17 protein-coding genes are annotated in these 14,396 nt (G+C 68.4%); 11 read left to right on the top strand and 6 right to left on the bottom strand.

Annotated elements, in window-relative coordinates; translation table 11 throughout:
* The first annotated feature begins 16 nt into the window (after positions 1 to 16).
* Both OG205_RS33175 and OG205_RS33170 read left to right on the top strand, forming a co-directional pair.
* On the top strand, positions 17 to 1,192 hold the full coding sequence (locus OG205_RS33175; RefSeq protein WP_330271864.1) for a sensor histidine kinase: 1,176 nt from the start codon (positions 17 to 19) through the stop codon (positions 1,190 to 1,192).
* Positions 1,193 to 1,201: 9 nt separating this feature from the next.
* Positions 1,202 to 1,858, top strand: coding sequence for a response regulator transcription factor (locus OG205_RS33170; RefSeq protein WP_330271863.1), 657 nt, complete (start codon positions 1,202 to 1,204; stop codon positions 1,856 to 1,858).
* Here the strand turns inward: OG205_RS33170 and OG205_RS33165 are convergent.
* From OG205_RS33165 to OG205_RS33155, 3 genes are read right to left on the bottom strand one after another with little or no spacing between them, the layout of a single operon-like run.
* Complete coding sequence (locus OG205_RS33165; RefSeq protein ID WP_330271862.1) at positions 1,855 to 2,775, bottom strand: SDR family oxidoreductase; 921 nt, start codon at positions 2,773 to 2,775, stop codon at positions 1,855 to 1,857. The two genes, OG205_RS33170 and OG205_RS33165, sit on opposite strands and share 4 nt — an antisense overlap.
* A complete protein-coding gene (locus OG205_RS33160; protein WP_330271861.1) occupies positions 2,759 to 3,232 on the bottom strand; it encodes a pyridoxamine 5'-phosphate oxidase family protein in 474 nt (157 codons plus the stop codon). Before OG205_RS33160 ends, OG205_RS33165 begins: the two co-directional genes overlap by 17 nt.
* Positions 3,232 to 3,759: a TetR/AcrR family transcriptional regulator gene (locus OG205_RS33155; RefSeq protein WP_330271860.1), complete on the bottom strand. Its 528-nt coding sequence runs from the start codon at positions 3,757 to 3,759 to the stop codon at positions 3,232 to 3,234. The genes OG205_RS33160 and OG205_RS33155 overlap by 1 nt, the downstream gene beginning before the upstream one ends.
* A 48-nt stretch (positions 3,760 to 3,807) precedes the next feature.
* On the opposite strand from OG205_RS33155, the gene OG205_RS33150 reads away from it, so the two are divergent.
* A complete protein-coding gene (locus OG205_RS33150) occupies positions 3,808 to 4,590 on the top strand; it encodes an HAD family hydrolase (RefSeq protein WP_330271859.1) in 783 nt (260 codons plus the stop codon).
* Here the strand turns inward: OG205_RS33150 and OG205_RS33145 are convergent.
* Entirely contained in the window at positions 4,587 to 5,453 is an 867-nt protein-coding gene (locus tag OG205_RS33145) for a LysR family transcriptional regulator (RefSeq protein ID WP_330271858.1), read from the bottom strand. The two genes, OG205_RS33150 and OG205_RS33145, sit on opposite strands and share 4 nt — an antisense overlap.
* 74 nt (positions 5,454 to 5,527) lie before the next feature.
* Here OG205_RS33145 and OG205_RS33140 point away from each other — a divergent pair, with 74 nt between their 5' ends.
* Positions 5,528 to 5,884, top strand: coding sequence for a darcynin family protein (locus tag OG205_RS33140; RefSeq protein ID WP_330271857.1), 357 nt, complete (start codon positions 5,528 to 5,530; stop codon positions 5,882 to 5,884).
* 31 nt (positions 5,885 to 5,915) lie between these two features.
* Here the strand turns inward: OG205_RS33140 and OG205_RS33135 are convergent, their stop codons facing one another.
* Positions 5,916 to 6,350 carry a PPOX class F420-dependent oxidoreductase gene (locus OG205_RS33135; RefSeq protein ID WP_330271856.1) on the bottom strand — a complete coding sequence of 145 codons (435 nt, stop codon included), beginning with the start codon at positions 6,348 to 6,350 and terminating at the stop codon, positions 5,916 to 5,918.
* Positions 6,351 to 6,480: 130 nt separating this feature from the next.
* Between OG205_RS33135 and OG205_RS33130 the strand changes: the two genes are divergently transcribed.
* The 3 genes from OG205_RS33130 (at position 6,481) to OG205_RS33120 (ending at position 9,149) form a co-directional block, all read left to right on the top strand.
* Positions 6,481 to 7,392 carry an ABC transporter ATP-binding protein gene (locus tag OG205_RS33130; RefSeq protein ID WP_330271855.1) on the top strand — a complete coding sequence of 304 codons (912 nt, stop codon included), beginning with the start codon at positions 6,481 to 6,483 and terminating at the stop codon, positions 7,390 to 7,392.
* A gap of 5 nt (positions 7,393 to 7,397) precedes the next feature.
* Positions 7,398 to 8,153: a hypothetical protein gene (locus OG205_RS33125; protein WP_330271854.1), complete on the top strand. Its 756-nt coding sequence runs from the start codon at positions 7,398 to 7,400 to the stop codon at positions 8,151 to 8,153.
* 93 nt (positions 8,154 to 8,246) lie between these two features.
* Entirely contained in the window at positions 8,247 to 9,149 is a 903-nt protein-coding gene (locus tag OG205_RS33120) for an ABC transporter ATP-binding protein (protein ID WP_330271853.1), read from the top strand.
* Here the strand turns inward: OG205_RS33120 and OG205_RS33115 are convergent.
* Positions 9,115 to 10,293 (bottom strand): S8 family serine peptidase, encoded by a 1,179-nt coding sequence (locus tag OG205_RS33115; RefSeq protein ID WP_330271852.1) that lies wholly within the window; start codon positions 10,291 to 10,293, stop codon positions 9,115 to 9,117. The genes OG205_RS33120 and OG205_RS33115 overlap by 35 nt on opposite strands.
* Before the next feature lie 236 nt (positions 10,294 to 10,529).
* Between OG205_RS33115 and OG205_RS33110 the strand changes: the two genes are divergently transcribed.
* The 4 genes from OG205_RS33110 to OG205_RS33095 all read left to right on the top strand — a co-directional run bounded on the left by OG205_RS33110 (position 10,530) and on the right by OG205_RS33095 (position 14,350).
* A complete protein-coding gene (locus OG205_RS33110; RefSeq protein WP_330271851.1) occupies positions 10,530 to 10,934 on the top strand; it encodes a hypothetical protein in 405 nt (134 codons plus the stop codon).
* A gap of 68 nt (positions 10,935 to 11,002) precedes the next feature.
* Entirely contained in the window at positions 11,003 to 11,647 is a 645-nt protein-coding gene (gene trmB, locus OG205_RS33105; protein WP_330278282.1) for a tRNA (guanosine(46)-N7)-methyltransferase TrmB, read from the top strand.
* A 132-nt stretch (positions 11,648 to 11,779) separates the two neighbouring features.
* Positions 11,780 to 12,886 (top strand): nitric oxide synthase oxygenase, encoded by a 1,107-nt coding sequence (locus OG205_RS33100; RefSeq protein WP_330271850.1) that lies wholly within the window; start codon positions 11,780 to 11,782, stop codon positions 12,884 to 12,886.
* Positions 12,887 to 13,186: 300 nt separating this feature from the next.
* Positions 13,187 to 14,350, top strand: coding sequence for a sensor histidine kinase (locus OG205_RS33095; RefSeq protein WP_330271849.1), 1,164 nt, complete (start codon positions 13,187 to 13,189; stop codon positions 14,348 to 14,350).
* Positions 14,351 to 14,396 lie beyond the last annotated feature (46 nt).

Genomic DNA, 14,396 nt, shown 5'->3' with positions numbered 1-14,396 from the left:
CACCTAACCTTGTCCAGTGCGGCGGTTCAGTCTGTGGATGAAGGCTCATCCGGCGTTCGGGGACTCCCTGATCGCCGGGATTCTGCTGCTCTTCGACATGGGCTTCGCGGTCACAGCGGTCGACCAGGGGGTGTCGTTCTCCGCCTACCTCGCGGTGACGTTGCTGATGCTCGGGCCGCTGCCGTTCCGGCGCTACCACCCGCTGGGCACCAGCTATCTGATCCTCGCGGGCGGGTTCCTGCAGCTCTTCACGCACGGGGGCATCAACGGCCTCCCGGTCCGCATGTCCGACTTCGCGCTGGCCATAGCGCTGTACACGCTCGTCGCGAACACGAACCGCAAGACGGCGTTGATCTACCTGGGCTGGCTGCTCGCCGGCACGCTGCTCTGGGCGGTCTTCCAGGTCGGCGAGATCCAGGCCGTGTTCCTCGTGTTCCTGGTCTTCGTGATCTTCGGCTTCAGCTGGGCGATGGGCGAGTTCATCGGCGCCCGCCGCGCCTACCAGCGTGAGATGGAGCAACGATTGGCACTTCTCGAGACCGAACGCGACCAGCAGGCCAAGATCGCCGTGGGCGAGGAGCGTTCCCGGATCGCCCGCGAACTGCACGACATCGTCGCCCACTCGGTGAGCGTGATGATCGTCCACGCCGACGGCGCCGCCTACACGATCAGGTCCCAGCCGGAGGTGGCCGAGAACGCGGTCCGCACGATCGCCGACACCGGCCGCCAGGCGTTGACCGAGATGCGCCGCCTGCTGGGCATTCTCCGCAGCGACGACGCCGAGACGCAGTGGGCTCCCCAGCCGGACGCGCGAGGCGTGGTCGAGCTGGCCGAGAACACCCGTGCCGCCGGGGTGCCGGTGCGCCTGGAGATCACCGGCGACGTCGACGACCTCCCCGTGGGCGTGGGGCTGGGCGTCTACCGGATCGTGCAGGAAGCTCTGACGAACACCATCAAGCACGCGGGAGCCGGCACCACCGCCATGGTGCGCCTGGCCCGCATGCCGGAGGAACTGCGGCTGGAAGTGACCGACAACGGCTTCGGCACACCCCACGACGTGGTGAAGGTTTCCGGCGGAAACGGCCTGATCGGCATGAGGGAAAGGGCGGCGGTGCTCGGCGGCGAGTTCGAGGCCGGCCCCAACCCCGGCGGAGGCTGGCGCGTCCGCGCAACATTCCCGCTAGCCGCATAGGGTGATCGAGTGATTCGGGTGCTGTTGGTAGACGACCAGGAACTCATGCGGATGGGCTTTCGCATGGTGCTGGGCGCTCAGGAAGACATCGACGTGGTCGGCGAGGCGGCCGACGGCCTCGACGCCGTCCAGATGGCCGACAAGCTCCGGCCCGACGTCGTCCTGATGGACGTCCGCATGCCCGTGATGGACGGCGTGGAGGCGACCAAGCGCATCGCCGAGGCCGACACCGCGAAGGTGCTGGTCATGACCACCTTCGACATGGACGAGTACGCCCTGTCGGCCCTGCGCAACGGCGCCAGCGGCTTCCTGCTGAAGGACACCCCGCCGTCCGACCTGGTGTCGGCGCTGCGCGCGGTGGCCTCCGGCGACGCGGTGGTCTCGCCGTCGGTGACCAAGCGGCTGCTGGGCCGGTTCCTCGGCGACGGCGGCGGTGAGCTTCGGGACGCCTCGATGCTCGACGTGCTGACCGAACGCGAGCGCGAGGTGCTCGTGCTGATCGCGAAGGGCCTGTCGAACACCGAGCTCGCCCGCAAGCTGTTCCTGTCAGAGGCGACGGTGAAGACGCACGTCGGCCGGATCCTCGCGAAGCTGGAGCTGCGAGACCGGGTGCAGGCCGTGGTGCTGGCCTACGAGACCGGTCTCGTCCGCCCCGGTGACGCCTAGCGGTACTTCTCCGGGTCGGCTTCCACCGTCTGACCCGCCATCCGCGGCTTCACGACGTCGTCCCACCAGTGGCCCCAGTCGGGCTGCGACCCGTCGAGGTCGGTGAACCCGTACTCGCGCTTGAGCTTCCACGACGACAGGCACTGCCCGGAGAACCTGGCGCGGTCCTCGTCGGCCGCGAGGTGCGCGATGCCGCGGCCGAGGTAGTGCGGCGTCTCGGACAACGCGTAGTCCGGCACCTTCTCGATGGCGTCGCGCCAGTTCTCCTCGGTGACGCCGAACGTCTCCAGCATCTGCTCGGAGCGCAGGAACCCCGGCGTGGCCGCCAGCGCGGTCACGTTCGGGACGTCCTTGAGGTCCTTCGCCAGCACCTCGCCGAACCGGCGCACCGAGTTCTTCACCGCGTCGTAGGTGAGGTTCACGAAGTACGCCTCGCCGTCCTCGCCGTCGGTCACCTCGACCACGAGGCCGTCGTCGGACCTGATGAGGATCGGCATCAACTTGTGCAGCGCCACGAGGTGCGTCTCGACGCCGTTGCGCCACATGTGCAGCTGCTGGTCGAGGTCGTGCTCCCAGAACTTGCCCCACTCGACGAGGTTCTCGCCGCCCCAGGCGTTGTTCACGAAGATGTCGAGCTTGTCGATCCTCGCGGCGAGAGCGTCCACATCGGACGGATTCGTGAGGTCGCACCGGACCGCGATGCCCTTGCCACCGGCGGCATCCACGAGCTCGGCGGTGTCCTCGATCGTCTCCGACCTGCCGACCTCGGACTGCTGCGTGCGGGTGGTCCGGCCGGCAACGAACACCGTCGCCCCTGCCGCCCCGAGCTCCACGGCGATCGCCCGTCCCGCGCCACGCGTGGCGCCGGTGACGACCGCTACCTTCCCGCTCAGATCGGGATTACTTCTTGCCGACACGGCGAGTTCCCCTTCCCTCGTGCCAGGACAGGACGACCATCTCGTCGCCCTCGGTGGTGATCTGCACGACCTCGGTGACGTTGAACCTGAACAGGTCGAGCTCGCTGGGATTCCATCCTGTGCGATCGAACAGGTCCTTGAGGTAGTCCGCCTTGTCCGTCCAGAACTCGGCGGTACCGCTGATCTTGGCGTCCCCAGCCTCCGCCACCGACGCGGTCGTGCTCATGCAGTGCAACGCGAACCTCGGATCACGCCTCAAGTCCTTCGACTTCAACGAATCGAACATCATGCCCGCCCACAGCTCACCGCGCGTGAAGTCCGGTTCCACGCCGCTGATCCGCGGCGAGCCGTCCTTGCGCAGGGTGGCGAGCAACGCGTGCCGGTCCGCGGCGAACCGGTCCTGCACGAACGCGGCCATGTCGGGCTGTTCGGCCGCGAACTCCGCCCAGGTAGCCATCAGCGCATCCCTTCCAGCACCAGATCGATGTCCTCCGCCGTGCGCACCAGCAGGTCGCCCCGCGGTCGCACGGACCAGTCCATCGAGATCCCGTAGACCAGCGCGGCGAGGACTCGGGCCGCGTTGGACGGCAGCCCCTCGGCCGCGCAGAGAACTTCCAGCTCTTCTTCCAGCACCTCGTAGTGCCGCCCCAACAGCGCGCGCAGTTCCGGGTCGATCAGGTCGACCCCGAGCTGCGCCAGGTTGTTCGTCGCGACCACCGGGTCGGCGAGCCGGTCGAACCAGGTCAGCAGCGCGTCGCGGACCGTGTCTGCCTCGCGCATCCGCCGGACGACCTCCTCGGTGCCCGCCTTGGTGAGGGCCTGCAGCAGCCCGCTCTTGGAGCCGAACCGCTTCGCCACCGCCCCGACCGACACCCCGGCCTCCGCCGCGACGTCCGCGACGGTGAACTCCGGTCCGCGCCGGTCGATGACGGCCGCGACGGCGTTCAGGATCCGTTCGTCGGTGATCGTGCGAGGTCGTGCCACCGGGTTAGTGAACCACAATTCACTAACCTTCGCATAGGGTGGCGTCACGTGAGCTGGAGACCGCGCCTGGTCGCGCTGGACATCGACGGAACCCTGACCCCTGTCGCCTCGAACGACATCTCGCCCGCCGTAAAAGCGGCAGTGGTGCGCGCGACGGACCACGGCGCTCTAGTCGTGCTCTGCACCGGCCGCAGCCTCATCGGCATCTCCGAGGTCGCCGCGCAACTGCCCGTGGCGTTCTGCGTGTGCTCCAACGGAGCCGTGTGGTGGGACCCGGCTCGCCGTGAGGTCACCAAGCGCGTGACGTTCGATCCCGGCCCGACGATCAAGACGCTGCAGGCGTTGTTGCCAGGGTCGGTGTTCGCGGTCGAGCAGACCGGCGTCGGCAGCCTGTCGCTGGGCGAGTTCCTGCCGGGCGACCTGTGGGGCGTGACGAGGCAGGTGACGTTCGACGAGATGACGGAGCCGACCTCCCGCCTGGTCATGCGCTGGCTGGACCGCACGCCGGCCGAGCTGTCGTTCGCCGTCCGGGAGCTGGAGCTGCCGGGCATCGAGTGGTCCGTCGACCACACCGAGGCGTGGCTGACCGCCGTACCTCTCAACGTGACCAAGGGCTCGGCGCTGGAGGAGATCAGTGCGTCGCACGGCATCCGCGCCGAGGACGCGCTCGCGATCGGCGACGGGACCAACGACGTCGAGATGCTGCGGTGGGCCGGTCTCGGGGTGGCGATGGGGCAGGCGCCGGCGAACGTGCACGCGGCGGCGGACGAGGTGGGACCGACCGTGCTGGAGGACGGCGCGGCACAGGTGCTGAACCGCTACTTCTCCTAGACCCAGGCCTGGATCGTCTCGCGCAGCCAGCGCTGGGCCGGGTCGGCGTCGAGCCGGGCGTGCCAGCGCATCCGCACCTCGATCTCCGGGAGGTCCGCGCTGATCGGGAACCAGCGCAGGCCTCCCGGGTACTGCTCGGCGAGGCGCCGCGGCAGCAGCCCGACGTGGTCGCTCGACGCCACCAACTGGGCCGCCGCCGAGAAGAACGGGACGACGGCGGCGACATGTCGTCGCAGGCCTTTGGCTTGCAGCGCCGTGTCGAGCGGACCTCGGGTACGGCCTCGCCTCGACACGGAGACGTGCGGGTGGCGGCAGAGCTGGGCGAGCGTCGGACGGGCCTTCAGCGGGTGGCCGGTGCGGACGACGCCCACCAGCTTCTCCCGGAACAGCACGACGGACCGGATGTCGGACTCCCTGTCGTCGCCCGCGCCGATCTCGAGGTCGACCGGCCCGTTGCGCAACGCCTCGGCGGTCTCGTCACCTTCTGGCACGAACCGCAGCACCACGCCAGGAGCCTGCGCCGCGACGGCGTTGACCAGCGGGGCCACCACCCCGTCGGAGACGCGGATCGTGAACGTCCGGCGCAGCTCGGCCAGGTCCAGCTCCCGCGCGTCGATCAGCGCGGAGGCCTCGTCCAGCAGCGAGCGGACCCTCGGCGCGATCCGCAGCGCGAACGGCGTCGGCGCCAGCCCGCGGCCCGCGCGGACCAGGACCGGATCACCCATCGCCCGGCGCAGCCGCGCCAGCGCCCTGCTGGTCGCGGGGATGGACAGGTGCAGCCGCTCCGCCGCCGCGGTGACGCTGCAGTCTTGGAGCAGGGCGTCGAACACGCGCAACAGGTTCAGGTCGAGCTGATCGGGCACCTTTGCATCATATGCAACTCTGGCTTGCCAAAGTTGCGTGGCGAGCAAGAGTGCGCGATCTCTAGCTTCGGGTCATGACGTTCGAAGCAGACATCACCGCGTTCATGCTCGTGAAGACCACCCCGAAGTGGCTCACCCTGACCGTCCCGCAGCGCATGGAGGCGTTCAGGACCGAGATCCTCCCCGTGATCGAGGAGAAGGCGGAGGGCGTGCGCTTCCGCTTCTACGACACCGAGTTCTACTCGACGCGCGTCACCGACGTGTGGGTGTGGGAGGCGCGTGACCACGAGGCGTGGCAGCTGCTCGTGGAGGCGCTGCGCGAGACCCCGTTCTGGGACACCTACTTCGAGGTGGTCGACCTGCTGGTCGGGGTGGAGAACGGGTACGCGCGCAACTACGGCGTGGAACCGTTCACCACCACCGAGGTCTAGGAACCGCTAGTGGCGTGACCCTGCCACGCCACTAGTCGGAGACGTTCTGCACGGCGACGACCTTGCCGACCTTGACCCGCACGACCATCTCGCCGGGCACGCCGTTGCGCTCGGCGTACTCGTCGGCGCGGTCGGCGCCCATGTAGCGCGCGGCCGTGCGGCCCGCCCAGTACTTGAGCTGTTCGGGGTCCTCGTCGATCACGGCCTGGCCGGTGATCGTCACGAAGTTGAACGGCGGCGTCTCGTCGTCGAAGCACAGGGCGACGCGGCCGTCGCGCAGGATCGACTTGCCCTTGACCGTGTCGCGTGCGGTGAGGAAGACGACGTCGGGGCCGTCGATGTCCACCCAGACCGGGGCGATGTGCGGTGAGCCGTCCTTGCGGGTGACCGCGAGCTTGCCGGTGCGGGCGGGTGTGGCCAGGACGAACTCGCGCCACCAGCCGTCCGGGGCTTCCGTGTATCCCATGTGGCTCATTCAACTACGACGGAGGTAGCGGCACCCGGCGACGGAAGTTGACGCACGCGCAGACCGCAGGCCGATGTGGGAGGACCCCTCGGGGGGACAGAGTGATCCCATCACCGAGAGGGGAAAGCCAATGATCGAGGCAGTCGGCCTCACCAAGAGATACGGCAGGACGGTCGCGGTCGACGACCTGTCGTTCACCGTCCAACCTGGACGAGTGACCGGGTTCCTCGGTCCCAACGGCGCGGGCAAGTCCACGACCATGCGGATGATCCTGGGGCTCGACCGTCCGACAGCAGGCCGCGTGCTGATCGACGGAAAGCCCTACGCGGAGCTCGTCCGTCCACTGCAGACGGTCGGTGCGCTGCTCGACGCCAAGTGGGTTCACCCCAACCGGTCCGCTCGTGCCCACCTGCGCTGGCTCGCGAAGTCCAACGGGCTGCCGAACAAGCGGGTGGACGCGGTCCTGGAGGCCGTCGGTCTCACCCAGGTCGCGGGCAAGAACGCCGGCGGGTTCTCGCTCGGCATGGCGCAGCGGCTGGGGATCGCCGCGGCACTGCTCGGCGACCCGAAGGTGCTGCTGTTCGACGAGCCGGTCAACGGCCTCGACCCGGAGGGCATCCTCTGGATCCGCACGTTCATGCAGAACCTCGCCGCCGAGGGCCGCACGGTCCTGGTGTCGAGCCACCTGCTGTCGGAGATGGCCGTGACGGCCAGCGAGCTCATCGTGATCGGCCGGGGGAAGCTGATCACCCAGAGCAGCACGCAGGAGTTCATCGACGGCGCGACGGGTAACACAGTCCTCGTGCGCAGTCCTCAGCTCTTCAAGCTCGGCCCGCTGCTCGTCGACAAGGGCTTCACCGTTCGTGACGGTGCGGACGGCGCGTTGTCCGTATCGGGTGCATCGAGTGACCAGATCGGGGACATCGCCGCTGCTAACGGTGTTGTTCTGCACGAGCTCAGTCCTCAGCGCGGTTCGCTCGAAGAGGCGTTCATGCAGCTGACCGGCGATGCTGTCGAGTACCACGCAGAGATCGGGAAGTGAGTCTGATGACCCTGTTGGCTGTTGAGAGAATCAAGCTCTTCTCGACCCGCTCGCCGTACTGGTGCAGCGCGCTCGCCCTGGTCCTCGGTGTCGGCCTCACCGCGATCATCGCGGCCTCGACCGACAACGGCCAGCTGTCCCTCGGCGTCACGCAGTTCGGCAGCAGCCAGCTCGCGTTGTCCGTCGTGCTGGTGATGGCGGCTCTCGCGGTCACCACCGAGTACCGCTTCAGCACGATCCGCGCCACGTTCCTCGCGGTGCCGAACCGGACGTCCGCGCTGGTCGCGAAGACCGTCGTGGTCGCTTTCATCGCCGCGGTCCTCGGCGAGATCATCGCCTTCGGCTCGGTCGGCATGGCGAAGCTGCTGTCGCCGGCCTCCGACCTCGCGATCAACTCCGGCGACGAGTGGCGGCACGTCGCGGGCGTCGGCCTGCTCTACGGAATCGGCGCGATCATCGCGATCGCGGTCGGCATCCTGGTCCGCCAGACCGCCGGCGCCGTGGCGATCCTGCTCGTCTGGAACATGCTGCTCGAAGGCCTGATCGGGATCATCCCCAAGGCCGGCGTGAAGATCCAGGCGTGGCTGCCGTTCATGAACGCCAACCACTTCCTGCAGCTCGGCGGCGCGAACGCGGCCGAACAGGCGGGGGCGGGCGTCGACTTCAAGCTGAGCCAGTGGGGTTCGCTCGGCTACTTCGCCGGTATCGCCATCGCGATGCTGGTGGTCGCACTGATCGTCGCGAAGCGGCGGGACGCGTGACCTGTTCCGAATAAAGGGGGAGAGGGACCTGGGTCATCCGTCGGGGGATGACCCAGGTCCCTGTCAGTTCTTTCGAGCGAACCGGGAGAGGTCATGATCGAAGCAGTCAGTCTTCGCAAGCACTACGGCAAGACCAAGGCGGTCGACGACCTGTCGTTCGTCGTCAGGCCGGGCCGCGTGACCGGGTTCCTCGGCCCGAACGGCGCCGGCAAGTCCACGACCATGCGGATGATCCTCGGCCTCGACACCCCCACCGGTGGCGACGTCAAGATCGACGGGAAGCACTACGTCGAGCTCAAGCAGCCGTTGCGCAAGGTCGGCGCGCTGCTCGACGCGAAGTGGGTGCACCCCAACCGTTCGGCGCGCTCGCACCTGAAGTGGCTCGCGGTCTCGAACAAGATCCCGGTCAGCCGGGTGAAGGAAGTGCTGGAGATCGTCGGCCTCACCGAGGTCGCGCACAAGAACGCCGGCGGGTTCTCGCTCGGCATGTCACAGCGGCTCGGCATCGCGGGCGCGCTGCTCGGCGACCCCGAGGTGCTGCTGTTCGACGAGCCTGTCAACGGCCTCGACCCCGAGGGCATCCTCTGGATCCGGCAGTTCATGCACCGGCTCGCGGGCGAGGGCCGCACGGTGTTCGTGTCGAGCCACCTGCTCTCCGAAATGGCGCAGACCGCCCAGGACCTGATCGTGATCGGCAAGGGCCAGCTGATCTCGCAGACCACCACCGAGCAGTTCATCGCCGACGCCACCCAGGACACCGTCCGGGTGCGGTCGCCGCACGCCGCGAAGCTGCGGGAGATCCTCGCGGCGCACGCGACGGTCACCGAGGACTCGGTCAGCGGAAGCCTGGTGGTGCAAGGGATCGCGGCTCAGCAGATCGGTGAACTCGCGGCGGAGAACCAGATCGTGCTGCACGAGCTCAGCCCTCAGCGCGGTTCGCTGGAGGAGGCCTTCATGCAGCTCACCAAGGAATCGGTGGAGTATCACGCTCACTGACGACGGGCTTGGGACGCCGCGACCTGATGGCCGGTAGTGCGATCAGCAGACCGGTCATCACCGCGGTGCCGCCCGCGACGGCGGCGACGAACGGCAGCCGGGCCTTCACGTCGACCGGCTGTTGCGCGGGACGTTGTGCCGCGAGCGTCGGAGTCGGTTGCGTCGTCGAGGGTGCCGGCGGCGGCAGCAGCGGATTGCGTTCCACCGCGGGGAGTTGCGCGGTGAGCGCGCCCATGGGGTTGACCATTCCGAACCCGGTCGTCGCGTCCCGGCCCGGTTCCGCCAGGTCGGTCGCGGTCTTGATCAACGCGTTGACGACGTCCTTCGCCGGCATCTGCGGATGCCTGGCCCGCACCAGCGCGGCGACCCCGGTCACGATCGCCGACGCCGCGCTCGTGCCGTCCATCTCGGCATAACCGCTGGCGTAGACGCTTTCCGGCGCGATCGTCACGATGCCCTCCGCCGGAGCCGCGAGCACCGTGTCCGCGCCGACGTTGGACGACGCCCACGGCTTGCCCGCCTTGTTCGTGCCCGCGACCGCGATCACGCCGTTGATGTTGGCGGGCGCGGAGACCTCCTTGCCCTCGTTGCCGGTGGCGGCGACGAGGACGACGTCCTTCTCGATCGCGTAGTTCACGGCCTTGACCAGCGTCGGCGTCATCGAACTGGAGAAGCCCAGCGACATGTTGACGACCTTGGCGCCGTGGTCGGCGGCCCACCGGATGCTGTCGGCGACGACGTCGAGCCCGAACTGCTCCTTCTCGTCGGCACTCGCGATCGGCAGGATCTTGGCGCCGGGCGCGATGCCGAGCGCGCCACCGCCCCTGCCGGTCGCGGCGATGATCCCGGCCATCCCGGTGCCGTGGCCGTCCGTGTCGGTCGTGCCGTCGGTGCCCTTGGACCGGCCGAAGCCCGCTCCGGGCAACACCTGCCCGGCGAGGTCGGGGTGCTTCGCGTCGACACCGGAGTCGATCACCGCGACGATCACGCCGTCCCCGCGCGCCTGGGCCTGCGCCGTGTACACGTCGAGCGCGTCGAGGTGCCACTCCTGCTCCTCGATCGACTGCGCGGCGAGCAGCAACGGCAGCGCGACGGCGAGCGCGGAGAGCAGATGCACGTCAGCTACATCGTGTTTCCAGGTCATGGCGCAACGTGCCTGGCGTCACACGTTTCGTAAGGGTGCTGTTAACAAACCGCGAAAACCGGCAATCTGGACATCGCTGGCGTTTGGGTTCACGTTCAATTGGGTTATCCCGGAGCCGGAGGTGGCCTGTGGCGGTTCACGTCGAAGCAATGCTCAGCCTCGAGTGGTCTGACGCGCTCGAAGTCCCGAACTCACCTGACCTGGCCGAAGCACCTGCGCAGGTGCGCCGATCCTGGGTGAACCAGGCGGATGAGAAGCAAGTTCTCGCGGCGTACCGCGCCGTGAACGCGGTCGACAACGCACCCGCGCCGTGGTGGCTGCGCGCGCTGGATCGCGGAAAGCTGTCCTCACGTGCCGAAGGTCACGCCCTCGAGGACGCGGTGACCGAACTGCTGTCGGCCCGGCCCGGATGGGTCTTCGTGCCGTGGGTCGACCACGGCGAGATCGGGTACTGGGAGTTCGTCCCGTCCGAATCCGGTGTCTACGGTCCGGCCACGCCGACGACCGTGCAGTTCACCTCCACCCACCGAGGCTGGATCCACCTCGTTCCCGCCCACCACGGCCCCGGCCGCCCCCACCCCATCGACTTCACGCTCGACGACCTGCGTACGCAGATCGAGGACATCGAACTGATTGCATAGAATGCCCGGTCGTGACCAGGCCTGAGTTCCCCCGTTCCATCGTCAGCTTCGTCCAGCGCGGCGAGCGCATGACCGTGGGACAGGAGCGCGCCTGGGACACGTACTGGGAGAAGATGGGCAACGACGTGAAGTCGTTGCCCGAGGGGCCGCTGGACTTCGACTCCTGGTTCGGCCGCTCCGCGCCCGTGCTGCTGGAGATCGGGTCCGGCATGGGCGAGACCACCTCGCAGCTCGTGGCCGCCGCGCCCGAGCTCAACTACGTGGCCGCCGAGGTCTACAAGCCAGGTCTGGCCCAGTTGCTGCTGCGCGCCGAGCACCTCGGCGGGCTCGACAACCTGCGCGTGCTGCGCGGTGACGCCGTCGACCTGCTGACCGACCACATCGCGCCCGCGTCGTTGCACGGCGTGCGGATCTTCTTCCCGGACCCGTGGCCCAAGAAGAAGCACCACAAGCGCCGGCTCGTGCAGCCGGAGTTCGTGGCGCTGGTGGCGTCCCGGCTGGAGCCCGGTGGCGTGCTGCACCTCGCGACGGACTGGGAGCAGTACGCGGACCAGATGCTGGCGGTCTGCTCCGGCGAGCGGCTGCTGACCAACGTCCACGACGACTGGGCGCCCCGGCCGGACTGGCGGCCCGTCACGAAGTTCGAGCAGCGGGCCGTGAACGAGGATCGGGTCTCGCACGACCTGATGTTCCGGCGGAACGACCTCACCTGATCGAGGTCTCAAGCCGATCGAGTGAACACCCTGGGTCTAGCCTTCACTCGTTGGAGTGGCGGGTGTTGATCACCCGAAATGCCCCGAGTGGCAGTGACGCGTGAGGCTCTTCCGGCCTTAGCGTCTCGCTCCGTGACCCCCGACGTCCTCCCCGTCGCGGAGGAGTTCGTCCGCATGTTCCACGCGGCGCACTCCGACGCAGGCTCCCTGACCGCCCGCATCGCCCAGGTGCGCGCCGAGATCACCGAGACCGGAACCTACCGCCACACCACCAACGAACTCGCGTACGGCGCGCGGATCGCGTTGCGGGATTCCGGTTGGTGCACCTCAGGTGTGCCGTGGCGCCGGCTGAAAGTCCGCGATCTGCGCGGCTATCGCAACGCCGCCGCGGTGGCCGGCGAATGCGTCGAACATCTTCGGCTGGCGACCAACGGCGGTGAAATTCGGCCGCTGGTAACGGTTTTCGCGCCGGACGCGCCCGGTTCGCCCGGGCCGGTGATCTGGAACGAGCAGCTGATCCGGTACGCCGGGTACGCCGACGGGATGGGGGACCGCCGGTACACCCAGTTCACCGAGACCATGCAGGGCATGGGCTGGCGGCCACCGATGCGGCGGTCGCGCTTCGACCTGCTGCCGTTGGCCGTGGAGACGCAACACGAGGGACCGCGGCTGTTCACGCTGCCGTCCGAGATCGTGCACGAAGTTCCTTTGGAGCACCCGACTCTGCCGTGGTTCGGTGAGATGGGCCTGCGCTGGCACGCGGTTCCGGTCATCTCGAACATGCGGCTGTCGATCGGTGGCGTGCACTACCCGGCCGCGCCGTTCAACTCGTGGTTCGTCGGCGCCGAGATCGGCACGCGGTCACTGGCTGAGGAAGGTGCTTACGGTGTGGCGCGTGAGGTCGCCGAGGCGTTGGGTTTGGACACAACGTCCGAACGCACGCTGTGGCGGGACTTCGCCACCGTTCACCTGAACGCGGCAGTGCTGCACTCGTTCGACAAGGCTGCCGTCACCATCACGGACCACCACGCGGAAGCGTTGCACCGTCTCGCTTGGCTGCGCTCTCGCCAACGTCCGTCGGCCGCACGTCCCGCGTTCCGGTTGGACACCGCAGCCGCGGCGCGCGCACGGAACGGTTCTCCGGCGCGCTTCACGGCCGCGTTGGACGAGACCCGGCCTCAGCCGACGAGCAGGCTGGCGGAACTGCTCCGCCAGCAACACTCCCTGACCAGCGTCTGACTTCCCCATCACACGCTGGCTGCCGGGAAGACCTAGTGCTTCGAGTCGATCATCACGCCCGAGAGGGCCATCAGCGCAAGGACCAACAGGCCGACCACAGCGGCGGCCCAAGTGAACACAACTGACAACATGGCGTCCTCCAATTCCCCGACTTTCGCTCCTCCAGAGTCCGTGACCGCCGCGTAATCTGACATCCGCCGTGAGGGTATTTCCGCAGGTCGCCCAGTCAGCCTTATGGCTGACCCCTGGGTAGACCCCGGTCGGACGCGGGGTCGCACTTTCGGCCCTACTGTTGCTCGGGTGGAGAGCACGGACTTGAACTGGCGGCTGCTCGCCAAGCGTCAGTGGCCGCTGGCGCTCTCACTCGCCGCGATCGCCGTCGCCGAACTGGGCGCGATCTCGACCGATCTCGGCTGGTGGCAGGTACCGGGGATCGCGGTGATCTGCGTGATCGCGGTGCTCGCACCGCGCAGACCTTTCGACGCTGCCCTCGCTCTGGCGTTCGCCGTCGCGTGCGTGGCCGCTTACCTGCGGCTGCTCGGCGTGGCGATCGAGCCGCACATCTTCTGGAGCGGCGCGAGCATCTCGATGACCGGCGCCGCGATGGCCACCATCGCGACTCTCGTGCGGGACGAATCTCGCGGGAAAGCGCTGCTGGGAACCGTGGTGGTGCTCGCCGGCATGGCGTTCGCGGAGGTCATGGGATGGCCGATCGTGGCACCACGCGAGTACGGCGAGTGGCGCCCGGACCCGTGGAACTTCGGGATCGCGGCGGGCGTGCTGCTCGTCCTCTCGCTGGGCACGGGCCTGTACTTCCGGGCCAGGGACAGCGAACGCGCGTCCCAGCTCGCGGCTTCCGTCGCGGCGGCCCAGAACTCAGAACGGATGGCGCTCGCCCGCGAACTGCACGACGTGGTGGCGCACTACGTGACAGCGATCGTCGTGCACGCGCAGGCTGGTCAGCTCAACCGCGAGGCCGCCGAACAGGTGCTGCCGACCATCGAGGCATCTGGCTACGAAGCGCTGACCGCGATGCGGCGGCTGGTCGGAACGTTGCGGGACGGCGAGTCCTCCGGACCGGCCGCGTCCTCGTCGCTGGTGGACGACGTGCGCTCGCTGGCCGCGGAATCCGGTCTGACGGTGCGACTCTCGTTCGACCTCAAGGACGCGGTGCCGCAGGAGCTGGCACGCTCGGTGCTGCGGTTGGTGCAGGAATCGCTGACGAACACCCAGAAACACGCTTCCGCTGTGTCCTCAGTGGACGTCGCACTGTCCTCAAGCGACGGTGTGCTGCACCTGGCGATCCTGGACGACGGTGTTGCCTCCGGCGTGCCCGTGGGCGGCTCGGGAGGCTACGGGCTCGTCGGCATGCGTGAGCGCACGGAACTGCTGGGTGGCACGTTCTCCGCAGGCCGACGCGAACCAACCGGGTGGACGGTCCGCGCCGATCTGCCGATCAGCTAGTGCCGCGCTGGCTCACATGTCGTCGCGGATGACTTCGAACTCCTGA

Source organism: Lentzea sp. NBC_00516 (assembly GCF_036346835.1).
Classification (GTDB): Bacteria; Actinomycetota; Actinomycetes; order Mycobacteriales; family Pseudonocardiaceae; genus Lentzea; species Lentzea sokolovensis.
Note: the sequence above shows the minus strand (reverse complement) of the source record. Positions and strands in the feature narration are given on the sequence as shown.